Source organism: Sphingomonas gellani (assembly GCF_900110035.1).
Classification (GTDB): domain Bacteria; phylum Pseudomonadota; class Alphaproteobacteria; order Sphingomonadales; family Sphingomonadaceae; genus Sphingomonas; species Sphingomonas gellani.
In genome coordinates, this window is sequence record NZ_FOCF01000010.1 from 84,173 (window position 1) to 109,365 (window position 25,193).

A 25,193-nucleotide genomic window follows, 5' to 3' on the forward strand; every position below is an offset into this window, starting at 1 on the left:
TACCTAAAACGGTAGCAGACAACGACCGAACTGACATTTGGACACAGCGATATGAAAGTGGTCCGTCCGGCTCCGGCGGGCAGATGCCGATGGCGACTGTTGCCTGATCCATCGGAAAGGCGGACACAAACAGGTGTTTATGTCCGCTACCGAGTGCGAGCGGACCAACCCCGAACGTCCAATCGTGGGCGCGAGCTGCCGCCAGGAATACGTTCGGTTTTCTGGCGGTGGACGGAAAGGGTTCCGGTGGGTGATCCCACTATGAGAAAACCCGTTGCGGAAACCAGTGGCAGGTTCCAGGATGCCGGTGTTCTTTTCTGGCGGGGCGTCGGTGCTGATCGGGTACGTGCGGGTTTCGAAGTCGGACGGCACGCAGACGCTGGCGCCGCAGCGTGACGCGCTGCTCGCTGCCGGCGTCGACCCGGACCGCATCTACGAAGACCTCGCCTCTGGCCGCCACGATGCCCGGCCGGGGCTTACCGCGTGCCTGAAGGCGCTCCAGCCCGGCAACACGCTCGTTATCTGGAAGCTCGATCGGCTCGGCCGTGACCTGCGCCACCTCGTCACCACGGCCGAGGAGCTGCGCTCACGCGGCATTGGGCTCAAAGTGCTGGCCGGTGCCGGCGCGCAGATCGACACCGCGTCCGCGAACGGGCGGCTCGCCTTCGGCATCTTCGCCGCCTTCGCGGAGTTCGAGCGCGAGCTGATCGCCGAACGCACCCAGGCGGGGCTCGCGGCCGCCCGGGCCAGGGGGCGGCTGGGTGGCCGGCCCCGCAAGATGGACCGGGCGACGCTGTCGATGGCGATGGCCGCCATGTCGGATCGGGGCGCGGTCGCGGCCGACGTCGCCCGGCGGCTCGGTATCACCACCACCACGCTCTACACCTACGTGAACGGGGACGGCAGCCCGAAGGCGCCGGGACAGGCGCTGCTCGACGGCAAGCCCGTCCGGCAACCGCAAACGCAGGCCGCGTGATGAGCGCGGGCGTCGCGGTCCCCGCCGAGGCGATCGCGACGCTCCGGCGCAACCTGGCGTCCTTGCCTGCCCGGCATCCCGAGCGGCGCCCGCTTATGGCATCGACCGCCGAGCTGTACGGGGTGAGCCGGGCCACGCTCTACCGCCTGCTGCGTGAGCCGCGCCGGCCCCGCGACGCTCATCGTGCCGATCGCGGCGTGCCCCGCATCATGCCGCCCGAGGAAAGCGAGTGGTGGTGCGAGGTGGTCGCCGCCATCAAGAGCCGCACTACCAACAAGCAGGGCCGGCGCCTGTCGACCCGGCGCATCCTAGAGATCGTGACCGAGCACGGCGTCGAGACGCCCGACCGTGGCCTGGTCAAGCTGGCGCCGGGCCGGCTCACGGCATCGACGCTCAACCGGCACATGCAGCGGCTTGGTTTCGACGTGGGGCGGATGACCCGCGAGCCGCCGGCGGTGCGGTTCCAGGCCGAGCGGTCGAACGCGCTGTGGCACTTCGACATGAGCCCGTCCGACCTGAAGCAGCTCAAGGCGCCGGCATGGGTCGACCCCGACCGGCAGGGCGCGCCTACGCTGATGCTGTTCTCGGTCGTGGATGACCGCTCGGGCGTCGCCTACCAGGAATATGCCCTGGTCTACGGCGAGGATGTCGAAGCGGCGCTGCGCTTCCTGTTCCGCGCCATGGCACCTAAGGACGGCGACCCGTTCGGCGGCATCCCCGAGGTCATCCAACTCGACGGCGGTCCCGTCGGCAAGTCGGCCGTGTTCAAGCGGGTGATGGAGTGCCTGGGCGTGGCGCCGCTCCCGCACATGCCGGCAGGCTCGGACGGACGCCGCACCACAGCGCGCGCGAAGGGCAAGGTCGAGCGCCCGTTCCGCACCGTCAAGGAAGCGCACGAGACGCTCTACCACTTCCATGAGCCGGCGAGCGAGGAGGAGGCGAACCGCTGGCTGGCCCGCTATCTCGCCACCTACAATGCCGGCGACCACCGCCAGCTTCCCCACTCGCGCCTCGACGACTGGCTCGCCCACCTGCCCGAAGGCGGCATCCGCGCCATGTGTTCGTGGGAGCGTTTCTGCGCCTTCGCGCGCGAGCCCGAGCGGCGCACCGTCGGCATCGACTGCCGGCTCACCGTGGCCGGCGTCACCTACGAGGTCGACCCGGAGGTGGCGGGCGAGACGGTGGTGGTCTGGTGGGGCCTGTTCGATCAGGAGCTGTGGGTCGAGCGCGGCGAGGAGCGGTTCGGGCCGTTCCACCCGGTCGGCGGTCCCGTCCCGCTGCACCGCTACCGCAAGCACCGGAAGAGCCGCCGCGAGGTTCGCGCCGAGCGGGTCGACGCGCTCGCGCCCCGCATCGGCATTCCGCGCTCGGCGCTGTCCGGCGAGGACGATGTGGTGGTGGTCGGCGCCAGGCCGGCAGGGGCGGCAGCGGCCGCGCCCGCACGGCCCTTCGCGGACCCCGATCCGTTCGCGGAGCTGGCGTTCGCGACGCCGCTGAAAGCACGGTTCGCCATCTCGGAGGAGCTGCGGCTGCCGCTGGGCGGCCTGCCGGCCGAGGACCGCGCCTTCATCGACGCGCTGCTCGCCCGCACCCTCTCCAAGCCCGAGATCATGGACGAGATACGGCGGCGGTTCCCGCCCGGACACAAACGGAGCGGATGATGCAGACCGAGGTGATGCGCTACTATGGCCTGGCCCGGCCGCCGGTCGACCTCGGCTACTTCGAAACCGAGCACCATGCCCAGCTCGCGCACGACCTCAAGGCGGCGATCTTGGGCGGCCGGCTGATCGCGCTCACCGCCACCATCGGCTCGGGCAAGACGGTGCTGACCCGGCGCCTGCGCGAGGAGCTGGAGCGCGACGGGCGCGTCATCGTGTCGCGCGCGCTCAGCCTGGAGAAGGCCAAGATTTCCGTGCCGCTGCTCGTCGCCGCCCTGTTCTACGACCTGTCGACCGAGAAGACCGTCTCCATCCCGAGCCAGTCGGAGCGGCGCGAGCGCGACCTCCAGGAGCTGTTCCGCAAGGCCAAGCGGCCGGTCGCGCTGTTCGTCGACGACGCGCACGATCTCCACCCCAAGACGCTGACCGCCCTGAAGCGCCTGGTCGAGCTGGTGACGGAGGGTGGCGGCCAGCTCGCCGTCATCCTGGTCGGCCACCCCAAGCTCCGCAACGACCTCAAGCGCCCGCAGATGGAGGAGATCGGCGACCGCACCACCGTGTTCGAATTCGGCGGCCTTCGCGACCGGCAGCGCGACTACATCGATTGGGCGCTGCGCGCAGCCCTCTCGCCCGGCGTCGAGCCGGAGGACGTGCTGACCGAGGATGCCGCGGTACTGCTCGCCGCCAGGCTCAAGACCCCGCTGCAGATCGGGCGGCACCTCGTCCGCGCCTTCGAGGCCGGGTTCGGCGCCAGCGTAAAGCCGGTCGATGCCGCGACCGTCGACGGTGTGCTGTCCCGCCAGATCGACGACCTGGAGCCGCAACTCACCCGCCACGGCTACGACGCCAAGAGCCTGGCCGAGCAGTTCGACGTGCGTCCGCTGGAGATCCGCAGGCTGCTCCGGGGCGGGCTCGACCCGGCCCGTACCCGAGAACTCACCGACGAGATGCGGGCCGCTGGGCTGCCGCTCTGACCCAAGGGCGAGCCGATCGTGCGCGGGCTACTCCGTATCTTGCGTCCGTCGCAGCGAGCGTGGGTTGTGTCTCAATCAGCGTGCGTCCGACCGCCCCGCCAGTCTCACGTATTGTGCGTCGGAAAAGAGCGATGATTGCGCGTCCCGCCGATCATCATTGCAGGCCGCTACACCTAAGGACGGGATCCCGCCTGAGGGCTGGTCGAGTACCGATGCCGCCTACGTCAACGTTGCCCAGGGCATCGGTGAGGTGATCAAAACGGTTCGGCGCGAGCTGACCGAAAAGTCTGTCGCAACTCGGGCGGCAACGAAGCACAAGCCCAAACCTGCGCTTGCCAAAACCAGTGCATCAGGAAGGGCGGGTGCCGGCTCCTCAATGAGGCCGACTAAGCCGCGCATTCGGAAGGCGCCGATCAAACGATGATCGGGTAGAAAGGTCTAGCTTCCTCAAACCAGAATGGAGCCTATAACTTTCGGGAATACGAGGCGCTCTGTCTTAGCTGGATCGGAGGCACAGGGCACGCCCGACTTCGGCAGTGGCGTCAGCCAGCTGAACTGCCATGTCGTCGCTGACGAGGCCGACTGCGATGCGGATTAGCCGTGGGTTATCGATTCTTGCGGCGGCGAACAGGTTTAGCACGCGTGCCTCGTCGTCGCTCAAATTCGGATAGCAGACCTCCGCGAACCGCATCGTGCCGTAGCCATGGCGATCGAGCAGGGCCATGGCGCACAGAAACGGGAGCAGCGTTTCTGCAATATGCCGCTTGGTGAAGCCACTTCGTAGTCTCGCCTGCACGCAAAAACCATTGCGGGCGGCAAAGACCCAGGTCCTGACCGCAGACAGGACAAAGATATCGTCGTCATCCAGCTCGCTTACACGTCGATCAAGGTAATCGTAGAGCATGACCATTGCCAGTCAGTTCGTCACGCTGGGCATGAACGGACAACCATTCGCCTCTGCCGTGACTGTTCGCGACCAAGGCGTAACGATGTCGCCGCACAGTCGGCGGACGCTGAGGATTGCCCACGCCAGTGCGCCGGGCAGGCCGTGAGGGATGTTCGGGGTGGCCGTGTCGGGCAGGCTCGGCATCGCGTTGCCGAGCAGACGGACGATTGCACGTTCGTCGTTGCTCATGCCGCGGGCACAACAGCATTCGGCGACAAGACGGCGGCCAAGCACCGCTTCGGTCAACTGGAAGACGCTGGCCAGTGCTACACTGCCGGCCGGCGGCAAGTGCAGACTCTGGCCGAGCATGACGAGGCGTGACAAAGCCGTGCCGTCGCCCTCCCGGTCACGCATCGTGCAATAGTGCCGCAATAGGCGGACCACGGCTCGTTCGCCATCGGTGGCGGGAGCGATGATGCGTTCCATGAATGCCATGGCTATCTCCTCAGTAGAGGTTTCTTTGCGTCCCGCGCCCCTGGCTTCATCCCGGCGACCGTGCCTGCGACCAGCAGGGTCCATAGCGCCTGCCAGCCGCTGCGCGTGGCATAGGCCCACATTACGGCCGCGGCGGAAATGGCGAAGGCAAGGAGTGTCGCGATGACCGTAGCGCTTACGGGGGTCATCGGCAGAAACCGGGCCAGCGCCATCGCCCATAGGCTCGTCACACAATAGTCAAGTGGCATGGCCGCGAGAAATCGGAGAGCCGCGTCCCTCGCAGCTTCCAAGCCCCGGCTGTCGATTTCTCTTTGGTGGATAGGTTTCCGGTCATCTGCCTCGCGTCCAAGCGAGGAGACTGCATAAAGCACTTGATAACAAGTCGCAATAGCCATAACGGCGAGACAACGGAGGGGGCTGCATGCACAAAGGATTTAAGTTCGCGGGCGTCGCAATGGCGACGGTATTCTCATTTCAGGTTCAGGCGCAGCAGCTGGATCAGGAAGCACGCCCGCATGAGGAAGTTGCAAGTCGATCGACGGAAGGTGACGGCGACATTCTGGTGCAGGGACGACGCGACGAAGCGTTTGCGGGCACCAAAACTGAGACGCCGCTGATCCAGGTTCCGCAGCCGCTGACCGTCATCACCGAAGACGTTTTTCGAGCGCAGGGTGCGATCAATATCTCGGATACTGTACGCTATGCAGCTGGGATAAACTCGGATGCCTATGGCCGAGACACCCGCGTCGATAGTTTCACGATCCGCGGCGTTGATGCACTACAGTTCCGCAACGGTATGCGCGACATCTTCAGCTACTATGCGAGCATCACGTCGGATCCGTACAACTTCTCACGGGTGGAGATCGTTCGTGGCCCAGCGTCGGTGCTGTTCGGTCAGGGATCGATCGGCGGGATCGTCAATCTGGTTTCCAAGACGCCGGTTTTCGCCAATGCCGGTGAGATCGGCGTGACGTACGGCAGCTACGATCGCAAGGAAGTGCTGGCCGATCTGAACGGCGTTGCCGGCAGCACGCTGGCAGGACGCATCGTGGCCCGGGTCCGCGACGCCGGCACCTATGTGGCGAACGTGCCTGATGATCGGGTCATGGTCGCGCCTTCGGTAACCTGGCGGCCGTCATCCAAGACCGATGTGACATTGCTGGGTCTGTACCAGGAGGATGATACCGGATCGACGGCCAATTTCCTGCCGATCGTCGGTACGCTGCAAGACAATCCGGGCAATCCCAGGCTGCCGCGTTATCTGTTCGTCGGCAAGCCCGGCTATGACCGGTATGATGGCCGTCTGTTGCAGGGTACGGGAATCGTCACCCATCGCTTCAGCGATGATATCAAGCTGAGCCTCAAGGCACGGTACATCGACAGCGATCTCGACTACTTCAGCCACTACACCAACAGCTATAGCAACCCGACCAACCCCTACACTCCCGAAAGTAACGGGCGCCGGATCGGCTTGTACGCCGGGTCGTCCGTCGCACGTCTCAACGTTTTCACGACCGACAACAACGTGCAGTTTCGGTTCAATATGGGATCAGCTATCGAGCATCGTCTGCTGGCCGGTGTAGATTATAGCTGGAACAGGGTCCGTAAAAGCGACAACTATGATTTTCAGGAGATCGACCTCTATAACATCGATTATGGATCGATCTTAGAGCCTGCCCTCATCGCTCCGTTCACGCGTGATTCCCAGAAGCAACTCGGCCTCTATGTTCAGGATCAGGTGCGTCTGTGGGACCGGGTTTCCGTTGTGCTGGGTGCCCGGCATGATCGGGTGAAGGGAGCAAGTCTCGACACCACCTCGGGGGATACGAGCAGGACGACCGACACCGCAACTACGTATCGTGCGGGCATCATCGGCGATGTAGGCGCAGGTATCTCTCCCTTTTTCAGCTACACGGAGAGCTTCCAGCCGATCGCCGGTCAGACCACCAGCGGCACCGCCTTTCGTCCCCAGACAGGCAATCAGTACGAGACCGGCGCGAAATGGCAGCCTGACTCTATGACGCTGCTGACCGTTACCGGCTTCCGTATCAAGGAGTTCAACCGGCCCATCGCCGATCCGACCAACCCCCTCGGCCAAATCCAGGCTGGCGGATTGACCACCAAGGGGATCGAGGTCGAGGCGACCCGCACCTTGCCGGGCCGGTACGACATATCGCTCGCCTACGGCTACAATGACGTGAAGGGGGACAGCGCCGCAACCGGCTATCTTGCTCGTCATGTCGCTTCCGCGTGGGGAACCAAGACGTTTGTCGGGCGCGACGCCACGCTGAGACTGGGGGCCGGTATCCGCTACTTGGGCAAGCAGGTTTCCAGCAGCGCAACGTGGACGATCGTGACGCCCGATCGCACCATGGTCGATGCACTGGTCGAACTTGAACACGACCGCTGGCGTCTGGCGCTCAATGCTACCAACCTGCTCGACAAGCGCGTCTTTGCATCATGCCTGGCGCGGGGCGACTGCTTTAGCACTGCCCCACGCAATGTGATGGTATCGCTAGGATATCGCTTCGGCTCATAGGACTGAGGTAGAAAGGTCTACCTTTCTGCCGCTTCCGCCTAATAATTTCAAAACTGTAGCGACAGGATCGTCAGCAGCAGAAAGCTGTTGAGCGCCAGCATGACGATGATGGCGATGCGGAACCCTTGCTTGCGGATCAGCAGGAACAGGACTGAGAGCAGCCCCACCAACCCCAGCGCCGCGTCCATGAAAAGCTCGTCGAAGGCAGCGCTCATGCCGTTGCCGGCGGCGTCGCCGCCCTTTGAGGGCGCGTATCCGCCGAAGGCGAAGTGCGCCAACAGGAGGTTCAGGAGCACCATGCCCAGGAAGGTAAGGACGATCGGAGACAGCCTTCCGCGTCGAGCATGCGCTGGCTTGGCAGGGGGAGTGGCTTGATCCATCGGTGCTGATCGCATGGGGGTAGCGCAGCGTCCAGGCTGGGAAGGGCGGATCATCATAGCTTACATCGCCATCGGCGTTCTTCAGATGATGGCGTTCGTCGGCGTGGTCTACGGGATGATCGCAGGCTCGGCTTACCTGTCGCGCCGACTGATGCGCTCGAAATATGACCGTGCGACCGTCGCGAACATCGTGGTGGATGGCGCGGGCGCCGCGACCATCCGGGTGCTTGCCACCTTTACGGGCGTTCGCGGTCTGCCCTGGTGGTACGCAGTGGCGACCAACAACGCCAAGCCGCTGCTGGTGATCGAGCGCGATGCGGTCCGCATCCGCGTCATACGCGAGCGACGCCGGCCCTTCCCCAACATCGCTTCTGTGGACGTGCGACAGGCTACCGGCACCGTCAATCTGGACCTGAGGTTCCGAGGCTCACCGTTGACGTTCTCGGCCAATCTTGGGAAGTGCCCCTTGCCGCGCACGTTCTGTCGCTTTTCCCGGCATACGTTCCGCTGACGGCTCGCGCCGCGGCAGTGAAGGCCGCCGGAGCATGAGCGTGCTGTTCTACTCGGCGCTGCTCAGCGCGTGCATCAGCGGCGCCATCGCCGAGTACAAGCAGCGCTCGACCTACATCTGGGCAGGCCTTGGCCTGATTGCCGGACCGATCGCGGTGATGCTGATCCTCTATGTGCCGTCACGCAGGCCCGGCAAAGCGCCGGTTGCGCCCGAATCTGCCTCGATGCGGTCGATCGCCGACGAGATTTACTCCCTGGAGGAGATGCGCCAGCGTGGCATCATCAGCGACGACGAGTTCACTCAAGGCAAGGCGCAGCTTCTGGCTTGGCCGCTATCCTCGCCGATCCCGCCTGCGCTTAGCCCGCAGCGCGTGTGGGCGGATGGTCGGCGCACATGGGCGAGTTACCAGCCGGCGACGCGGGCGGCGTTCACGGACCTGGCCCGGCGGCATGAATTGAAGGTGCGCTGGCGGGACGATGTGCCGTTCGAGGTGGTCTGCACCTACCCTGTGCAGCCGCGCCTCTCGCTGGAGTTCACGCTGGCGCTGGAGAAGGGCACGATCCACTGTTGGGGTGAAGGGTGGGAGCTTGAGGGTGTCGATATCGGCCGACCCGATAAGGGCATGCCCGGTGATCTCGATCAGGCGCTGGACGCCCTTATCGAAGGTTCGGGCCGGGTGCTGATCCGAACGGCCTATGGGGCAACGGCGCCGTTCTGGGTGGCCTTGCAGGTGTTCAGGGACGATCGCTGGCGAACGATCAGGCGTCGTGTGGGGCTGCCATGGCCGCCCGTCTGGCGCCGGCAGCTTCTCGCCAACCACCACGGCAAACCTGGCACGGCTCCTCGCTGACGATCACTTCAAGGAATCAGGCGCCTGATGCTGGATGCTCTGCGGCGAGCGGATCGGGTCCGAACCGGTTGGGGCCAGCCGTGCCCCGCCGCGCCAGCACCACGATCATGCAGATCGCGTAGACCAGTAGGATGGCGAGGATCACGCCGATGCCCGTGAAGATTTTGCGGCCTGCTTCGTCGCCGAGCGTGAACTGAGTGCAGGCGAACAGGAGTGCGAGCGGCGGCATGAGCAGGGGTGGAGGTAGCAGCCACCAGGCCCGGCGGTTGGTGTCGTGGAGCCGGCGGACGAGGACGCCTAGTAAGGGAGGCATCAACGCCAGTATCACTAGCCCGCCGAGCGGAGGGACGACCATCATCACCACCGCTTCCACCACCCAAGCGGCGAGCGAGAACGGCCAGAACTGCATCCGGGAGGCGCGCCCTTCGAAGCGGGCGTAGAGTCGGAGCGGGGTGAGCAGCTGGGTCAGGATAGTGTCGTCATTGCCCGGATAGCAGCTAGGAGGGCAAGACCCGCCAAGTGTGCATGCCCGTGACGGCAGAGGCCTGGCGGGTTCGATTGGTGACCAGATAGCAGCCAGCTCCGCGGCTGGCGAGTGTACGCTGCCGAGCGGGATCGTGTCACAACCGCTCGGTTTTGACGCTAGCTCCAGCGAGGCAGTTACCCGCCCCGGCCGCGCCGGAATAGATCACGCCCACCTCGCGGGCGACGCTTCTTCAATTGATACCGCAGCAGCGCTTTCAGTCTTTCCTGCCAATCGTCGGTGTGAATGACACGGTCAAAGCTCGCGTCCTGATCGCGGAGAAGGTCGAGCCGTGATCGCTGAGAGATGGTATCCCAGTTCTCGTACAGCACGTAGATGGCGTTGCCGTACTTGAGGTTCTCGAACACAACGAGATCGTCCGCGAATTGAGCGCCGAAGTATGAGCCGAAGCCACCTTGGCCGCGGAGGTACGCAGTCGGGTTGAGCCGCTGAAATAGTGTGACCCGATCCCTCACGTGTCTGTCGAAGTCGGGCGCGTTGCTGGGCCGAGCGGGACGCCGAGCGAGGCGTTCCACAACTTCGTCAATCGTCCCGGGAGGGAAAACCTCCCAATCGAGCTGGATGGTCCCGATGAACTCCTCGCGGGTCGCCTCGCTGGCGAACACGCCGGTCGCTCCGGTGTTCTCCTGAAGGACGTTGAGCGACCAAAGCAGCATCAGGTCGAACTCCGGTTGCCCCTTGCTCAGCAACGGTAAGAGCCCGAACTTCACGATAACGTGCTCGCCCCCACGTGCCTCAAGCACCTCCGCCTCTATCCGCATGCCTTGCGGCTCGAAGATTTGGTGCTGGTACACTTCTCGTTCTTGAACGTGCATGTGAGTGCCGTACCGGGCAGCGTCGCCGAAGTTGGGTGACTCGAAGGTGTAGGTCTTGGTGATCATTGGCAAGTCGGTGCGCTTTCGGTCCCACCCAAGGGCGTTCCGCTCCGACCATTTGCCCGCGTCATGAGGCGGCAGGACCGGTCCATCCGAAACGATCGCGCCATTGTCAGATCGCAGGCCAACGTGCTCGTATAGCCCTGAAGCAATGTCCCGTACCGTGATCTTCTTCGTTGCGGCGATTAAAACCATTTCGGATTGAATGGCCGCCAAAGCCTCTTGAACGGAGCCAGGAACCTTACGGTAGTTCCGCTTCCACGGTACCTCACGAAACGCCATTTATGCCTCCGCTATGCTCTTCGAAGCTAAAGGTGGTATCGCTTGCGTTAGATCAAGAATTGTTGACTACTTCGCGCTCTACTTCATTCAAGGGGCCGTGGTCGACGGGCTTACCTTTGCGCGAGAGAAGGCCGCCTCCCTGACCGTCCTCCCAGCCGACACGATCAAGCTGGATTTGAAGATGGCCGTGTGAACTGCGGCTAAGCTGGGGCACGGAAGAGCGCCGTCGATGCACAACGGGAGGGGTGAGGCATGTTGGTAGATATGATGAGCGGGGCGCGGATCATGCGCGTGCCCTACGCGCAGGATTATGCCCAGTTCATGAGCCGGATGACGCCCGCCGAGATTTCTGCGGCGAAGGCCCGCTTGGATGAGCTGATCGACGGAACCGAGATACAGACAGCGGGGTGGATGCCGGGAAAGGATTGGACCGACACTCCTTTCCAACCGATCTATGAGAAGGCAGCACGCTACAGCGAGGAGGCCGCGGCACGATGTTTCGGGCTGATGGTGTGGCAGGTGTTCATGGAGCGGCCCGAAAAGTGGACCTCCGGACGCTTCGAAAAGGACGCGGAGCCGATCGGCAGCCGGACATACTTCCAGGTGCCGTGATGCGGTGGCTACGCTAAGTGGTCTGTCCTGTAGCCGAGATAGTGCATCGCCGAGAGAAGGCCTGACAGAAGCTCGCGTGCGTCCTCCTCATTGAGTTCGACCGCATGACCGCGGCCTTGGTGCTCTTCATCCAGCTCGCCGATCCGAAGTTCCAGATGCTGCTCGCCGCTAGGGCGATAGATCTCGACCTGTCGCCTACGCCCGCCATGCGGATAGGCCGCCGGCATTAATTTATCGGTAAAAAACGACGTTCCCATATGATATTCTTCCTGCCGAGTTTCGAACTTCTCCAGTAACCGCTCAGGTCCATCGTGTCAGGGTTGCGGCACTCAGGTGCCGCAACAATCGTTTACGAGCTCAAATAGCATAATTAGCCGCTGCAATAAGGTCAGCCCAAATAACCCATCTGGCTGGATCACGTCAGTCGACTTCTTCGCCATCGGTCGATTGATTCTCTGCTTCCCACTCGGCCACCTGTTCCACGGTGATCCATCGATGCTGACGCTCGAAGCGCACCTTCACGTAGCGATGATATCGCTTGTTGAAGGCGTCGAGTGCTGCGTTGAACTGCGCCATCATCATCAATGCATCGCTCACCTGCGGCAGATCGTCGTCCTCAAGGCGCTCAAGGTATTTCCCTTCTGGCTCACTTTTTACAATCGCGAGCAGGTCGTCGAGCACATTATTGACGAGTTTGACTTTACTTGCACTCAGTGTGGCATCAGGCTTCTTCTTCGATAGCTCTCGCACTTCATGGAGCAGAGGGGTGAATACGCCAATCGCCGACTGGTAGGTGGCGACAGCAGCCTCGGTTGTTGCCGGATCGAATTCGCTCATTTCCTCGTAACCTTCCTCGGCGCGCCGGCGGGGATATCGGTGATACCGCCATCAATGACATAGACCCATTTATTACCGAAAAGCTCGGTAACGAAGTTTGCGCGATGGCGCTCGGCTTCCTCAAGATACTGCGCAAGGACCATTGTGACATCGCTATTGGACGGGACATCGTCCGCATCGAATTGCTTAAAATCGTCGAAAGGCAGGTGCGATGGCCCTAGGATACAATTAGCGGTGGCCAGCACTTTGTTAATAAGCCGGAGCTTAAAAGCGTTGACCCCATCATTGGACGACTTTCGAGCTAGCAGACTAATTTCGTCGTACAGACCGCGAAGCTGACCCATGAGCTTCTCAAACTGCTCCATCTCCTGCCGATCTTTCAATTCATTCTCCTAGGGACAACTGCGCCTGAACTCGGCGTAATTTTTGACGATCACGTCGAGCGGATCGCGCTGTCGACTGTCGAATACCTCGACCATCTGCTCAAGGTCGATATCGGTCAGCGTAATAATCGCTTTCCGTTGCCCAGACCACAGATCAATCGTGCGCCGAAAAATCGCCTTTTTGGGTGCGATCCGCGTGACGAAAATGCCGAACTTTCCAAGCTCGTCAGTGAGGTAGCGGTTCAGCTGATCGACATGCGTCCGCTCGATCTCGGCGACGTTCTTCAGTTCGAACGTGATCTGGCGCGATCCATAATCGTCAAAAACTTCTTTCAGGAACGGTGCCCGCCGCGTGTTGTAGAAGATGAGATCGCGGATGCTGACACCGCTGTCGGTGCGGGCTTGAGCTTGGGCGAAATCGAGATTGGGATAAAGTAGGGAGGGCAGCAGCTGACCAACCGCCGTTTCATATTTAAGGTCGGCGCCATCCGTTTTGCCGGTTGGCAGCTTCTTGATCTGCGCGAGCTTGCTGCGTGCCGAGCGGACCAGAATCTGCGAGAACAGCGGGTCGTTCTTTGCGTCGTCGCGTGACCGCTCCTTCGCCGCGATGTAGGCCGCGACCACGCCATAATTGTCGCGGTTGTAGTTCAGCACTTCAACGCGGGTCAGCAGTTCTGCCGTGTGCGAAATATCGTCTTGCGGGCAATACTTTTCGAAATAATCCTCATAGCTGATCCACGGCATGAAGCGAAGCCAGCGTTTGGGCACTAGGAGTAAAGGACGGTCATCGGTCGGGTCGATGGGGAGGCTGGTAGCGACGTCGGTAAACCGTCTGGCGCGGACGTCCCAGACATTCGGCACGGTTTTGGCGACGGTCGCGATACCCAGTTTCGCGCACTGGTCGATCGTGAAGTCGATGAGAAAGGATTTGAGGAAGCTGCACGCGAAGTCGCTGATCCGGTCCTTCGAGATGCCCTCGACGAAGAATTGTACCTCTTCGATATGGCTGAGTCCGTAGGTGGCGTAGTGGGGAATACGACGAAAGATGCTAAGAATCTCGGCAGCCTTGTCGCAGCCGATACGCTTTCCCTTCCGTTTGGCGGAGGCGCCCAGTCCGACCTCGTCGCATTCCGAAGCGATGATCAGTGCAGCGATGGCTTCGTCCTGCTTCCCATTGAGAGCGAGCTGGCCCAGATGGTTGAAGGCGCTCATCAACATGCCATGCAGCGCCATGTCCTGCTGAGAGGGGGAGCGCCACATTAGGAACGGATCGACGTAGAGCGGAATATCTTCGTTGAAGAAGGGAATGGCGAAATCGGCGTCTTCTTGCGCCAGTGTGACGCCATGATAATCGGTCAGCCGTGGTCGGATGAGAGCGGTCTCGAGCATCATGCAGGTCGACTTTCCTTGAGCATCGAGGCGATCCTAGGCAGCCCCTGGCCCGTTGAGGTGGATGCATGCCTGAACGCCTAACGATAGACCAGATCGACCAGTCGCGGCCGGTCGCCGAGTGGAAGTCACTGGTGGCCGACCGCGGCAAGCGACGCCACATGAGCTACACCTCGGATTTTGACACCCGCGCCTACGTCTTCGACGAGCCGGGAGAGGGCTGGGATGAGGAGCCGCGACGCCTGCATTTGGAGAACCGAGAGCGCGTGCGCGCCGGTCTAGCCCGAGAGTTCGGCGAGTACTGCTTGGACGCGAAGATCGCCGACTTCGTGGCGATTGGCTCTAAGCCCTTCTCAGTGGTGCGCTACCACAACTCCTTCTTCGACCAGGTCCGGCGCTCTTTCGTTGTAGGCTCCTACTACCCCGCCCTCCTCGGAGCCTGCGCGCTGGGCGAGCGCATCCTCAACCATCTAATCCTCGATCTTAGAGACGACTTTCGGCACACTCCGGAGCACAAGGCGGTGGCGGGTAAGGGCTCGTTCGCCGACTGGAGCCGGGCGATCGGGACGCTGGAAGCCTGGGGTGTGCTGCTACCACGCGCAATCGAGGAGTTCCGCGCGCTCATGTCGCTGCGGCACCGGTCCGTCCACTTCAACGCGTCCACCTACGCCATCCTACGTGACGACGCGCTGGCGGCCGTGCTGCACGTTCGCGAGATCATCGACCAGCAATTTACTGCGTTTGGCTTGCGCCCTTGGTTCATCGACGGCACGCGCGGCTTAATCTTCATAAAAAAGGAATGGGAGGAGAACCCGTTCATTCGCGCCTTCTACCTACCGAGCTGCCCCTTTGTCGGTCCAAACGTCGCGATTTCGTTCAAGAATGGCCTCTCCTTCTATGACACGCTCGATTACGGCGATGGGCAGTGGAGCGACGTGGAGTTCGCTGAGGCCTATGAGACACGATCGCCGAAGGACGTTGCCCGCACGCCCGAGGACGAGGAGGCCGACCGGTTGGAGGCGGGCGACCGGACGCCGTGATGGACCCCGATCGTCTTCCAGCGCATCTGATCTTCACCGGTGTCATAACCGGACGGTTCTGACGCTGATTCGCAAACTCCCGCTCACGTTCACGACCGGACGCTTGCTAAGCAAGCGCCCGGTCAGCGGTCATCGGGCCAGAAACTCACCAGCCACCTGCTGGAATTGGGCTGACTGGTCGAACATGACGAAGTGGGCCGAGGGCCCGATGCCCTTGAAGTCGATCGTCGCAGTGCCGGCAAACTGCTGGCGGAAAAACGCCTCCGCGGGCTCTTTCCGGGGATAGGTGTCGTTCCAGGCATAGACGACAGTGACCGGAGCGCGGACCTTCGGAAGCTCAGGCCGAATGTCGGTTGTCAGATCCTCGTACATCGCGCGAGCGGCCACCCGCGGATCGGACCTCATGGCCCATTCCGTCAGCCGAGGGCGATAGCTGGCGTTGAGGGTCATGCCAGCGACCTGTGCGGCGGCAGCGGCCGGGTCGGGCGCTTTGCCGTAACTGGCGGCAACCGCATCACGCATCTGCGCCGCGCGCGGCTCGACCATCGCCACGGTGATGGCCACGCCCGGGGGCGCCATAGTCGCGGCAAAGAACGGCAGCGAGTCGACCATCATCAGCTTGCCCACCTCCGTCGGATGGCGCGCGGCGAGCATCAGGCCGACCAGACCGCCCATGGAGTGGCCGATGATCGCCGGCTGATTCAGGCGGCGCTGCACGATGGTCGCATGAAGGTCCGCGACAATGCCATCGAGCACGCCAGGAGCGAGATTGCCGCGCGGATCGCCACCGCCGAAGCCGTTGACCTGAACAAGCAGTACGCTGTGTTCCTTGGCAAGCTCGGGGGCGACATCATCCCACGCCGCACGCGGGCTCGACAGGCCGGGGATCAGGATGACGGGCGCGCCGCGGCCGATCGTCCGAATGGAGATATGCTCCATCTGCACGGTATCGGGCATCGACGCCTTCGCCTTCGGCATCGCGGTGGTCTGTGCAAGGGCGGACGGGCTAAACAGGCCGCAGGCGAGCGCGATGGCGGCGAGGCGGTGAATCGTAGGACGGCGCATGTCACTTGTCCCTAGAAGGGCTGACGAAGACGGCTTCGATCGAAAGCTCGAACAGTTCGGCAATCTTGAAGGCGAGGGGGAGCGAGGGGTCGTAGCGGCCGGTCTCGATGGCGTTGACACTCTGGCGGCTGACCTCCAACCGCGTCGCCAAGTCCTGCTGGCTCCATCCCCGCGTGGCTCGCAGATCACGTAGGTGGTTGTTCATGCCGCCCTCCGCTCGATCAGTACGTTGACGCAGGTGCCCAGGCCAAGGCCGGCGAACCACACGATCGGCCAGGCATAGCCGACCATGTGCGGCAGCAGCTCGAAGCCTTCCAGGAAGCCCCAGACCGTCGCCGCCACCATCGCGGCACCAGTGGCGATCAGCGACTGGCGCGTCGCCAGCATCCGCAGATACTCGTCGCGCTCCTCGACTAGATACGCGCCGATCGCGACGAAGAACCCGGCCACGGGCAGCGCCGGCAGCACTCCCACCGCATAGGCCAGCGGCCCCGCGACGAGGTGGCGACTGAGTAGGTATACCGCCGGCAACAAAAACACGACGTAGACGATCGACAACATTAGCACGCGACGGCTGTAGCGGCACATGGCGGGGGACTTGGGCATGGCGACCTCCTTCGAATCAATGTGAAGGAGGCTTTACATGGAAAGTATGTTTTACGTCAAGTCTGCTTTCCATGGCTGGAAGCGTATCGAGCGTTCACCACAATCAAACATGTGCGCAGCGTCAAAACCGGTCGGTTTTGACGCTGCAGACCCAGTCACGGTTTTCCAAGGGTTTGCGTGTGTCAGAATCCCGTGTCAGAACGAGGGCATGCAAATCGGCTATGCGCGGGTGTCCCGCGGTGATCATCAGGACCTAGCTGCCCAGCTCGCAGCGCTCACCGCAGCCGGGTGCGATCCGGTGTTTCAGGAGGAGGCCTCGGGCGGCCAGGCTGATCGGCCCGAGCTGACGAAAGCGATCAAGAGCCTGCAGCCGGGCGACGTGCTGGTGGTGTGGAAGCTCGATCGGCTGTCGCGTTCGCTGCGTGACCTCCTGTTCACCCTGGAGGCGGTTACCGCAGCCGGCGCCGGCTTCCGGTCGCTGACTGAGGCGGTTGATACCACGACGGCTGCAGGTCGGTTGATGACGCAGACCTTGGGCGCCTTCGCCGAGTTCGAGCGGGCTATGATCCGCGAGCGGACGATGAACGGGCTGGCGCATGCCCGCAAAGCTGGTCGCCACTTGGGGCGACGGCCGAGCCTCACCGGTCAGCAGCGCGCCGAGATCATCACCAAGGCGGAATCTGGCCAGGGATCGCCTTCGCAGCTCGCCAGCCTGTTCCGTGTGTCGCGCTCGACCGTGCAGCGTGTCCTTCGCGAGCATCGCAACCGTTCGGCTGCCGCATGAGCCTCGCTCCCGCGCTTCCGCACGCCCTGCCCGCAGACCTTGAGGCACAGCGCTATGAGCTGGCCCGGGCGCGCCAGCTCGCGCGTGCACGGGCGGAAACGCTGCCCGAGCCACGGCGTCGCGACATGGCGGCGCTATTTACACGCATCGCGATCGACACCTACCAAGTGGAGGCCCGGCCCCACGCCAAGCTCAGCGCGCCATTCGCGAAGCCCTATGGCCGCCTCGATCGCGCCGTTGCTGAGCTGGCGCAGGTGGTAGGTCGGGAAGCGGCACCGCTGCCGGTCGCCGAGGCGGCTTACTTCCTGACCGGTCTTTACACGACCTTGCTTCACGCGCGCGAGCGCGGGGCGCTTGGCGCCTTCTATACCCCGCCGGCGCTCGCGAACCGGCTGCTCGACATGGCCGAGGAGCAGGGGATCAATTGGACCCGCGCCCGCGTGCTTGACCCGGCGAGCGGTGGAGGTGCGTTTTTGCTGCCGGCAGCCGAACGGATGATCGCGGCTCTTCCCGCGGCCGAGCCGGCGATCGTGCTCCGGCAGATCGGCACGCGCCTGGTCGGGCTGGAGCTGGATCCCTACGCGGCCGGGTTCGGCCAGAACGCAGTGGAGCTGCTGCTAGCGGACGTAACCGCGGCTGCAGGTCGGTCGGCTCCCGTTGTCGTGCGCGTCGCCGACACGCTGGGGGAGGCACCTGCAGCCCGCTTTGATCTGGTGATCGGTAATCCGCCCTATGGCCGCGTCACCCTCACCCCCGAGCAGCGCCAGCGGTTTGCACGCAGCCTCTACGGCCATGCCAACCTTTATGGGGTGTTCACCGATATTGCCGTTCGCTGGGCCAAGAAGGGCGGCACCATCGCCTACCTAACCCCGACCAGCTTCCTCTCCGGCCACTATTACTCCGCTTTGCGCGAGCTGATCGCCAAGGAGGCGCCCCCGGTCGCGATCGACTTTGTGCATGCGCGCCGTGGCGTATTCGAGGACGTGCTGCAGGAGACGCTGCTCGCCGCCTACAAGCGCGGCGCCAAGGCCGGCCGCGCCCAGGTCCATTATGTGGAGGTGGCAAACGAGCGTGAGGCGCGCGTCATCCGCAACGGCACGATCGGCCTGCCCTCCCCTGCCTCGCAGCCATGGCTGGCACCCCGCGAGCCGCGCCACAGCCTCTTAATCGCTGCGGCAGAGGCGATGCCGGCGAGACTTGCCGATTGGGGTTACAGCGTGTCGACGGGTCCCTTGGTGTGGAACCGCTACAAGGATCAGATGCGCCTTCGCCCTGCCCGCGGTGTGCATCCGCTCATATGGGCGGAGGCGGTGTCGGCTGGTGGCCGCTTCGCGTTCCGGGCCGAGAAGCGCAACCACGCGCCTTATTTCAAGATCGAGCGCGGCGACGCCTGGCTGCTGGTCGGGGAAGCGTGCGTCCTCGTCCAGCGCACCACTGCCAAGGAGCAGGCACGCCGGCTGATCGCGGCCGAGCTGCCGGCCGATTTCATCGCCCAGCATGGCGGGGTGGTCGTCGAGAACCACTTGAACATGGTGCGGCCGACTGCCCGGCCGGCGGTGTCGCCGGCGACGGTCGCTGCAGTGCTGAACAGCCGGATCGTCGACCAGCTCTTTCGCTGCATCAACGGCAGCGTCGCGGTGTCGGCCTTCGAGATGGAGGCGCTTCCCCTCCCCTCGCCCGATGCGATGCGGGAGGTGGAAGCTTTAGTTGTGCGAGGAGCCTGCAGCGCCGAGATCGAAAGCGAGCTGGGGCGGCTCTATGGGCAGGCCGTGGCATGATGGCGCTGCTCACCCGCGAGGAGGTCCATGCCCGGCTGCAGGTCATCTTTCCCGATGGCTCGCCCAATCGGGCCTATCTGACCCGCATGCTGGCAGCGAGCACGGTGTTCGTCGCCCTCTACATCGACGCGATCGAGGGCAACGGCACGTATCTCGGGCCCAAGCACGTCTACCGCATGACCAACGAGCAGGCGGCGCAGATCGATGACGCGAGCCGTGCCGCCTACTCGGCCGGCGTGCTGCGCACCGGCACCCAGATCGAGGGGCGGCGCTGGTATCAGGACAATACCCGCGAGCCGATCCGTGACGAGACGTTGCGCGAGGGGCTGGTGGCGATCGGCGCCGTGACTGAGCGCACCGACCTAGCCACCACGTCGAGCAAACCGCGCTATGCATTGAAGGCGAGCTTCGCCGCCTTGTTTGACCCTGCCCTCACGGGTGAAGCGCTGCAGGCCCGCATCACGGCGTGGCAGGCAGAAGCGTTGAACAAGGGCGCGCTCGCCCGCTTGGCAATCGTGCGCCGCGGTGCCGGCGTCAGCACCGACCAGGTGCTCGTCACCTTCCCGAACGGCGAGACACGCCGGATGAAGCCCGGCCCCAGCTCGGAGATCACCAGGGCGGTGATGGAGGTGTTCGCGCCCACCTTCCTCACCGATCCGGCGGTGGTGTTCCTCAGCGAGAGCGGGAACAAGGTCGTGGCGCGCGACGACGAGTTGGCGCGGTCGATCGGGCTCGCCATCCAGGCGGACAAGAACCTCCCCGATACGATCCTGGTCGACCTTGGGCCGGCGCACCCGCTGCTCGTGTTCGTGGAAGTGGTCGCGACCGATGGCCCGATCAGCCAGCGCCGCAAGGAGGCGCTGGAGGAACTGGTCGCCGAGGCGGGTTTCCCGGCCGAGCACGTGGCCTTCGTGACTGCCTACCTCGATCGCAGCGCCGGGCCGTTCAAGAAAACGGTCGATAGCCTTGCATGGGGCAGCTACGCCTGGTTCGCGGCCGAGCCGGAGCGGCTGGTTGTGTTTAGCGAGGCGCACCGTGGCTTAAACGGCCGACCGTAAGCAGATTGAGGGCTTTGCGGCTTATCTCGCCACGGCTTTGAACCGGTCGCGCATCTCTAATAGTTCATCTACGATCTGTGCCGTCGAGTAGGTCGAGGTAGGCAATGCGAGCCGCCCCGCTAGCGAAGGAGCTTTCGCGGCCACATCATCCTGTGTGAGACGGTGCCAGATGGGCAGGAGGCGCCCCGCTCCCGAAAGGTCCCGCTGCACGATGCCGTCCAGCTCGTACTGTGTCCAGGGCCGTTCAAAGAAGTTGGGTGACAACACGACGACGCCAAAGAATGAGCGCCGCAGGCCATCATCTATCTTCTGCCGAATTGAGTCTCCCCAAACGATGGCGCTCTGGTCATCCCAAACGTCAAGCCCGGCCTCCTTCGCGGCTGACACAAGACCGTTGACGAAATCTTCCTTGTCCTTCCAAGCATGTGAGATGAAAAAATCATAAGGTGTCTCGCGACCCTCGGCGTTCTCGACCACGAAAGGCTGTGTGCTGGACGCCTGCGTAGAAATAGCGGCTGTCAGCTGCGCCCGCAGACTGGCGAGGTCCTTGGACAAGGCCCGATTGTCGTCTGTGAGGCGCTTACGGGCAGCTTCGTCAGCCTTGCGCTGTTTCTCGTAAAGGTCGCTAGTCTTTTTACGTTCGTCCTCTTCTCCTTTGAGCACATGTTCCTGCGCCCTACTAAGATCGGACATCTTGCTCGCTATATCCGCACTGTAACGAGCTGACTTGTCTTGAGCGGAATCTATGTTTTTGGACTCGCGCTCTGCAGTGCTTAGGTAGCTCTTTGCGGAAGACGGACTGCTGGCCCTGTTTGCCGATGACATGGCGGAGTTCATGTTCTTAGTGGCCGTGGCGACCTTCTTCATTTCATCAGCTTGCTTGCGCTGGAGATCATTGATGTCCTTTTGAATACGGGCAACCGTTAACGGTCAGTGCTCAGGGACATTGAGGCTTCTCCGTGCTGCGGAATTGCACTATGTGAACATAAGTAGAACTGTGGGTCCAAGTACGCAAGATCGACCGTTGGCGCTTACAGGGACGCGAGCCACTCTGTGCAATCAGCTTTTGCGGCTCGCTATCACGAGGGGGGGGGGGAGGCGCCCAGGATAGCTTGCGAGCATAGCTGCCGACATCCTTAACCAAGGCACCGACGACCACATGCGGTCCGGGACTACCAAGGTTTGCTTCCTGCACCGCCACCCCGCCGGCACGCCGTGCCTTGCAACTTAAAGAAAATTGACGCCTATTTGCGCATATGGCTGGCCGCATCTCCATCTTCGTCAGCTATGCATACGACGACAAGCCCTTGGTTGAGCGGCTGGTGGAAGCACTACGTGCGAGGACAGGCGACGCTGTCGACTACGTTCTTGATGAGCAGTTTCTAGAGGCCGGCGAGAGCATATCCGAAAGCGTCGCTACAAGGATTTTCAACAGTCAAGGAGTCCTATTGGTTCTGCCGAGCAATCCCCAGGGATTATGGCTCCAGGCTGAGATGGCTTTCGCATTAGCTAAGGCGCAAAAAGACCCAAATTTTAAACTACTTCCTGTCGTCACCGGAAACGGTGCTGTTCCCCAGTTAATCTCTGATCGACTATACGTCGATATACGAACACCGGAAAAATTCGCGGCCGGTGTGGAAGCGCTCGGAAGAGCAGTCCTTTTGGATCGGCAAAGTTCTCCTGATTCAGTCCAGCAAGCCGCCAAAGAAATGACTATGCGAGCACAATCACAGGCGCTGCAGGCTGCAAAGCTCGAGTGGGAGGCCACCAAATCAGGAAATCAGAAGTCGATTGGCTTTGCGTTTGCAGGTGGGCTCACTGCTGCTTTGATCTCCATAGTTCCGCTAGCAGCAGAGATAGATCATCTACGCCTACCTTTCGGACTTAGCTTTATTGCACCAGCCATTACGGCAATCGTCGGATTTGCGCTGGGCTGGGCATCTCGCTCAACCAAGGCTCCGGATAAAGATGCTGCGCAAAAGGACCGTTCGGCGTGAGCGGCGAGTATGACCCGATCGCCTTCGCCCGAGGTCAAGAGCAAATAAGACAGGAGGCGGAGGCATTTAACCAGCAAAAATCTCAGGACGCCAAATGGTTTACACTTAGACTAGTAATATGCTCAATATCTGTCGCGCTTCTCTGTGTAGTAATGGCTGTTTGTTGCTACATATTCTATTTTAATAATGCATTTCCAGAGTTTGTGGTCAAGGCCGCTAGCGCTGCGTTCTTTGGAGATATTATTGGCCTCCTTATCCTCGTGTGGAAAGTAGTCGTTGGGTCCGGTCCATCTAAGCCTCTGACCCCTGTCACGAAGGCTATAGCGGTGGTGGATTAGGCGAGCATCCCAGCATCAGGAACGATCGAGGGGGGCGTGATTGTCGAAGATGCCGGCTTCCTGATCTAGGTCCGCCATCCGCTGAAGGGCATCCCGTCGAGCCGCATCGGGAGATGAAGCTTGGAGCAGAGCAGCCCAATTGTCAGGAGGAACGCCCTTGTCGAGCATCCCCTTGAACACGGCATAGGCGTCGCTCTTGGAGCCGTAGGTTCGCAGCGTCGTCTCGTCGTTCACCCAGACAAAGATGATGATCTTGGAGCGGCTGTCGAAGCGGAAGAACAGGCGAAAACGCCCCTTACCGAACTTCGCCCGGAACCAGTGCTTGCGGCTGGCGCCGAGCGTGCTGCCCTGCCGATACTCGGATCGGGTGGGGTCGCTGGGAACCGTCTTGAACATCAGGGAGTGCACCGCGGCTAGGACCTTGGCGTTAGCAGCCCGGGTCCAGCCCTGCGGGTCTTTTGCCTTCGCCTTCTCGACGGCCGCGGTCAGCTTCTCAAGCTGATCGAGCAGCAGCGGGTGCGCATAGATGGTCCAACCGTTGATGACGATCATGGGTCAGAGCGCGACCGGTCCGTCGATTACCTCATCCGGATCGATCCGGACCTGCTCGGTCAGAGCTGCCATGCGGTCGGCCAGGCTAGGCGGGAAGGCGATGACATTCTGCGGATTGCGCAGCATGTCCTGTTCCAGGAAGCCGAGGAACGTCCCGATCACCGGATCGGCTTCCTCGTTCTCGACACGCCGGACGCTGACGCCGTTTTCATCGACCACAAAGGCGATCTCGCCGCCATAGCTGACCCCAAGTGCTTGGCGCACGGCCTTTGGTACGGTGGTCTGTCCCTTGGCCGTGATCCTGCTGCGTTCTTGAACGATGGTCGCCATCACATCCTCCGTGCCACTGGATGTAAGGAACAATCCTTACCTTATCAACAAGGAGTATGAGTGGCCGAGCTGCGGGCTTGGCTTTTGAGATCGACTTTTGTGACGTCCCGTCACGGGGCAGAAGGCTGCCGATCGGCCTGTCGCGAAATTTAGCATTTGCGCGACACGATCACCTTTACGCCTGAAGGCGGCTGATTTGCGATCGCCCACAAGCGGACATGGAATGTCGGCTGCTCAAATGATACGGGATGACTGTGACCGCGCCTTTCAGCTTTCCGCATCGATGAGAATAGCGCGCAGTTCGAGTGCTCGGTCTTGCGCCTTCCCGGCTCGGCAGCTGGAATCAACATTGTGACGCATCGGGGGATCGTCCGGGTACGGCGCCGTTTCGAACTCACATTCGGCGTCGACATAGGCTGTCCAAGCTTTCTGGCTCGCTGCGGACGTCTCGGCTGGAAGTGCGGTATGGAGCAGCCGAAGGTAACGGGCGATATACAGCTGCCACGCGTCCTCGGCCGCGTGGGTGCATTGCGAGGTGTCCGTCTCACAGGCCTGGTCACGCGACTCTAAACACGGCTGGATGGCGTCTTCTGACCGGCGCAGGCAGGTTCGAATGGTCGCGAGCGTGCTGTCGAAGGGTACCCGCTGGACGTCGTTTGCCTTCAGGTACGCTGCTAGCTCGCCGGCAGGAACCTCGCTTAACGACGACCGGTAGTTCGCAGGTGAAGCCGGGACATGCGACGCAGGCCGGGAGGCGGAGACATGTGACGGAACGTCTGATGGGCCTGGACCGGACGGAGGCGGCGGCTCCTGCGCCGTGGCGGCGATGGCGAAAAAGGCCGTTGAGAGCCTAACCATGGTGCCGAGGACCAGCGCACCAGACCCGCGCCACGATTGCGCCTCCAAGCGATACAAGACCATGTCGACGTTCCCTCCGCACTAAACCGAGCCGCCGTTAGGCGAAGTCAGGTCACCGACCGAGTATGCTATAACGGGCGCGAATACACACCTGTGCGCAATATCTGCTTTCCGTTGTCGCAAAAGGGACCAAATAAGCGACGTCCGAAACTCGGGGATTGTGCGACAACATGGGCGCCGACGGGGTGTCCGTCGGCGCCTGCCTCATTGGTGAATGTCTGGGTGGCGTTCAGGCAGCGGCGAGCGCGCGGGCCGTTTCGCTATAGCCGTGCAGCGGGCGGCCCAGGATGCCGACCAGGCGTTCGCGGTCGCCGTCCTCGGGGATCATGCCGTCGCTGACATAGCGTTCGGCCATCAGTCGCATCTCGTATGCCGTCCAGCGTGGCATGAACGTCGCCATGTTGGCCTCGAAGCCGCTGGGATCGTCGCCGCCATAGACGACCGGGCGCCCCAGCACGTCGGACCAGATCGCTGCCACGTCAGCGCCGGTCAGCGTATCGGGGCCGACCAGGTTGATCGTCTCGATCGGGAGCTTG

At 62.5% G+C, this 25,193-nt stretch carries 29 protein-coding genes; 13 read left to right on the forward strand and 16 right to left on the reverse strand.

Annotated elements, in window-relative coordinates; genetic code table 11:
* Window positions 1-301: 301 nt before the first annotated feature.
* The 3 genes from BMX37_RS16320 to BMX37_RS16330 are packed head-to-tail and all read left to right on the forward strand — an operon-like array spanning window position 302 to window position 3,608.
* Entirely contained in the window at window positions 302-976 is a 675-nt protein-coding gene (locus BMX37_RS16320; RefSeq protein ID WP_244501648.1) for a recombinase family protein, read from the forward strand.
* Window positions 976-2,637: an IS481 family transposase gene (locus BMX37_RS16325; RefSeq protein WP_093666844.1), complete on the forward strand. Its 1,662-nt coding sequence runs from the start codon at window positions 976-978 to the stop codon at window positions 2,635-2,637. Before BMX37_RS16320 ends, BMX37_RS16325 begins: the two co-directional genes overlap by 1 nt.
* Complete coding sequence (locus BMX37_RS16330; protein WP_093666878.1) at window positions 2,637-3,608, forward strand: ExeA family protein; 972 nt, start codon at window positions 2,637-2,639, stop codon at window positions 3,606-3,608. The genes BMX37_RS16325 and BMX37_RS16330 overlap by 1 nt, the downstream gene beginning before the upstream one ends.
* 496 nt (window positions 3,609-4,104) lie before the next feature.
* Here BMX37_RS16330 and BMX37_RS16335 read toward each other — a convergent pair whose 3' ends face one another.
* Complete coding sequence (locus tag BMX37_RS16335; protein WP_139198128.1) at window positions 4,105-4,512, reverse strand: hypothetical protein; 408 nt, start codon at window positions 4,510-4,512, stop codon at window positions 4,105-4,107.
* A gap of 12 nt (window positions 4,513-4,524) precedes the next feature.
* On the reverse strand, window positions 4,525-4,989 hold the full coding sequence (locus tag BMX37_RS16340; RefSeq protein ID WP_093666846.1) for a hypothetical protein: 465 nt from the start codon (window positions 4,987-4,989) through the stop codon (window positions 4,525-4,527).
* Between the two features lie 421 nt (window positions 4,990-5,410).
* Here BMX37_RS16340 and BMX37_RS16350 point away from each other — a divergent pair, with 421 nt between their 5' ends.
* A complete protein-coding gene (locus BMX37_RS16350) occupies window positions 5,411-7,528 on the forward strand; it encodes a TonB-dependent siderophore receptor (protein ID WP_093666847.1) in 2,118 nt (705 codons plus the stop codon).
* Between the two features lie 47 nt (window positions 7,529-7,575).
* Here BMX37_RS16350 and BMX37_RS16355 read toward each other — a convergent pair whose 3' ends face one another.
* The gene (locus BMX37_RS16355) at window positions 7,576-7,908 is read right to left on the reverse strand and encodes a hypothetical protein (RefSeq protein WP_139198129.1); all 333 of its coding nucleotides are present in this window, start codon (window positions 7,906-7,908) and stop codon (window positions 7,576-7,578) included.
* 85 nt (window positions 7,909-7,993) lie between these two features.
* Between BMX37_RS16355 and BMX37_RS16360 the strand changes: the two genes are divergently transcribed.
* Complete coding sequence (locus BMX37_RS16360; protein ID WP_093666849.1) at window positions 7,994-8,419, forward strand: hypothetical protein; 426 nt, start codon at window positions 7,994-7,996, stop codon at window positions 8,417-8,419.
* A gap of 34 nt (window positions 8,420-8,453) precedes the next feature.
* Window positions 8,454-9,269, forward strand: a complete 816-nt coding sequence (locus BMX37_RS16365; protein WP_139198131.1) for an SHOCT domain-containing protein — start codon at window positions 8,454-8,456, stop codon at window positions 9,267-9,269.
* A 16-nt stretch (window positions 9,270-9,285) separates the two neighbouring features.
* Here BMX37_RS16365 and BMX37_RS16370 read toward each other — a convergent pair whose 3' ends face one another.
* Both BMX37_RS16370 and BMX37_RS16375 read right to left on the reverse strand, forming a co-directional pair.
* Window positions 9,286-9,954, reverse strand: a complete 669-nt coding sequence (locus tag BMX37_RS16370) for a DUF805 domain-containing protein (RefSeq protein ID WP_342027880.1) — start codon at window positions 9,952-9,954, stop codon at window positions 9,286-9,288.
* Window positions 9,930-10,970 carry a hypothetical protein gene (locus tag BMX37_RS16375; protein WP_139198132.1) on the reverse strand — a complete coding sequence of 347 codons (1,041 nt, stop codon included), beginning with the start codon at window positions 10,968-10,970 and terminating at the stop codon, window positions 9,930-9,932. Before BMX37_RS16375 ends, BMX37_RS16370 begins: the two co-directional genes overlap by 25 nt.
* A gap of 252 nt (window positions 10,971-11,222) precedes the next feature.
* Here BMX37_RS16375 and BMX37_RS16385 point away from each other — a divergent pair, with 252 nt between their 5' ends.
* Both BMX37_RS16385 and BMX37_RS19345 read left to right on the forward strand, forming a co-directional pair.
* Complete coding sequence (locus BMX37_RS16385; protein ID WP_093666854.1) at window positions 11,223-11,582, forward strand: hypothetical protein; 360 nt, start codon at window positions 11,223-11,225, stop codon at window positions 11,580-11,582.
* 104 nt (window positions 11,583-11,686) lie between these two features.
* Window positions 11,687-11,812 (forward strand): hypothetical protein, encoded by a 126-nt coding sequence (locus BMX37_RS19345; protein WP_280139267.1) that lies wholly within the window; start codon window positions 11,687-11,689, stop codon window positions 11,810-11,812.
* 190 nt (window positions 11,813-12,002) lie between these two features.
* Here BMX37_RS19345 and BMX37_RS16390 read toward each other — a convergent pair whose 3' ends face one another.
* From BMX37_RS16390 to BMX37_RS16400, 3 genes are read right to left on the reverse strand one after another with little or no spacing between them, the layout of a single operon-like run.
* Window positions 12,003-12,419 (reverse strand): hypothetical protein, encoded by a 417-nt coding sequence (locus BMX37_RS16390; protein WP_093666855.1) that lies wholly within the window; start codon window positions 12,417-12,419, stop codon window positions 12,003-12,005.
* Window positions 12,416-12,802 (reverse strand): hypothetical protein, encoded by a 387-nt coding sequence (locus BMX37_RS16395; protein ID WP_093666856.1) that lies wholly within the window; start codon window positions 12,800-12,802, stop codon window positions 12,416-12,418. The genes BMX37_RS16390 and BMX37_RS16395 overlap by 4 nt, the downstream gene beginning before the upstream one ends.
* Window positions 12,803-12,811: 9 nt before the next feature.
* Window positions 12,812-14,194 (reverse strand): hypothetical protein, encoded by a 1,383-nt coding sequence (locus BMX37_RS16400; RefSeq protein WP_212611477.1) that lies wholly within the window; start codon window positions 14,192-14,194, stop codon window positions 12,812-12,814.
* Between the two features lie 65 nt (window positions 14,195-14,259).
* On the opposite strand from BMX37_RS16400, the gene BMX37_RS16405 reads away from it, so the two are divergent.
* Window positions 14,260-15,231, forward strand: coding sequence for a hypothetical protein (locus BMX37_RS16405; RefSeq protein WP_093666857.1), 972 nt, complete (start codon window positions 14,260-14,262; stop codon window positions 15,229-15,231).
* 129 nt (window positions 15,232-15,360) lie between these two features.
* Here the strand turns inward: BMX37_RS16405 and BMX37_RS16410 are convergent, their stop codons facing one another.
* From BMX37_RS16410 to BMX37_RS16420, 3 genes are all read right to left on the reverse strand, one after another.
* Window positions 15,361-16,188, reverse strand: coding sequence for an alpha/beta fold hydrolase (locus tag BMX37_RS16410; protein ID WP_244501649.1), 828 nt, complete (start codon window positions 16,186-16,188; stop codon window positions 15,361-15,363).
* A 109-nt stretch (window positions 16,189-16,297) separates the two neighbouring features.
* Window positions 16,298-16,501 (reverse strand): helix-turn-helix transcriptional regulator, encoded by a 204-nt coding sequence (locus tag BMX37_RS16415; protein ID WP_093666858.1) that lies wholly within the window; start codon window positions 16,499-16,501, stop codon window positions 16,298-16,300.
* Window positions 16,498-16,902, reverse strand: coding sequence for a hypothetical protein (locus tag BMX37_RS16420; RefSeq protein WP_093666859.1), 405 nt, complete (start codon window positions 16,900-16,902; stop codon window positions 16,498-16,500). The genes BMX37_RS16415 and BMX37_RS16420 overlap by 4 nt, the downstream gene beginning before the upstream one ends.
* A 37-nt stretch (window positions 16,903-16,939) precedes the next feature.
* Here BMX37_RS16420 and BMX37_RS16425 point away from each other — a divergent pair, with 37 nt between their 5' ends.
* From BMX37_RS16425 to BMX37_RS16435, 3 genes are read left to right on the forward strand one after another with little or no spacing between them, the layout of a single operon-like run.
* Entirely contained in the window at window positions 16,940-17,686 is a 747-nt protein-coding gene (locus tag BMX37_RS16425) for a recombinase family protein (protein ID WP_244501650.1), read from the forward strand.
* Window positions 17,683-19,464 carry an Eco57I restriction-modification methylase domain-containing protein gene (locus BMX37_RS16430; protein WP_093666861.1) on the forward strand — a complete coding sequence of 594 codons (1,782 nt, stop codon included), beginning with the start codon at window positions 17,683-17,685 and terminating at the stop codon, window positions 19,462-19,464. The genes BMX37_RS16425 and BMX37_RS16430 overlap by 4 nt, the downstream gene beginning before the upstream one ends.
* Window positions 19,461-20,522 carry a BsuBI/PstI family type II restriction endonuclease gene (locus BMX37_RS16435; RefSeq protein WP_093666862.1) on the forward strand — a complete coding sequence of 354 codons (1,062 nt, stop codon included), beginning with the start codon at window positions 19,461-19,463 and terminating at the stop codon, window positions 20,520-20,522. Before BMX37_RS16430 ends, BMX37_RS16435 begins: the two co-directional genes overlap by 4 nt.
* Window positions 20,523-20,543: 21 nt before the next feature.
* Here BMX37_RS16435 and BMX37_RS16440 read toward each other — a convergent pair whose 3' ends face one another.
* Window positions 20,544-21,389 (reverse strand): toll/interleukin-1 receptor domain-containing protein, encoded by an 846-nt coding sequence (locus tag BMX37_RS16440; RefSeq protein WP_093666863.1) that lies wholly within the window; start codon window positions 21,387-21,389, stop codon window positions 20,544-20,546.
* A 389-nt stretch (window positions 21,390-21,778) separates the two neighbouring features.
* Here BMX37_RS16440 and BMX37_RS16445 point away from each other — a divergent pair, with 389 nt between their 5' ends.
* Window positions 21,779-22,519: a toll/interleukin-1 receptor domain-containing protein gene (locus BMX37_RS16445; RefSeq protein WP_093666864.1), complete on the forward strand. Its 741-nt coding sequence runs from the start codon at window positions 21,779-21,781 to the stop codon at window positions 22,517-22,519.
* 353 nt (window positions 22,520-22,872) lie between these two features.
* Here BMX37_RS16445 and BMX37_RS16450 read toward each other — a convergent pair whose 3' ends face one another.
* The 4 genes from BMX37_RS16450 to BMX37_RS16465 all read right to left on the reverse strand — a co-directional run.
* Window positions 22,873-23,409, reverse strand: coding sequence for a type II toxin-antitoxin system YhaV family toxin (locus BMX37_RS16450; RefSeq protein WP_093666865.1), 537 nt, complete (start codon window positions 23,407-23,409; stop codon window positions 22,873-22,875).
* Between the two features lie 3 nt (window positions 23,410-23,412).
* Window positions 23,413-23,739 (reverse strand): type II toxin-antitoxin system PrlF family antitoxin, encoded by a 327-nt coding sequence (locus BMX37_RS16455; RefSeq protein ID WP_093666866.1) that lies wholly within the window; start codon window positions 23,737-23,739, stop codon window positions 23,413-23,415.
* Between the two features lie 267 nt (window positions 23,740-24,006).
* Window positions 24,007-24,660 carry a lysozyme inhibitor LprI family protein gene (locus BMX37_RS19470; RefSeq protein ID WP_093666867.1) on the reverse strand — a complete coding sequence of 218 codons (654 nt, stop codon included), beginning with the start codon at window positions 24,658-24,660 and terminating at the stop codon, window positions 24,007-24,009.
* A gap of 226 nt (window positions 24,661-24,886) precedes the next feature.
* A partial coding sequence (locus BMX37_RS16465) for a Rossmann-fold NAD(P)-binding domain-containing protein (RefSeq protein WP_093666868.1) occupies window positions 24,887-25,193 on the reverse strand: 307 nt, incomplete at its 5' end.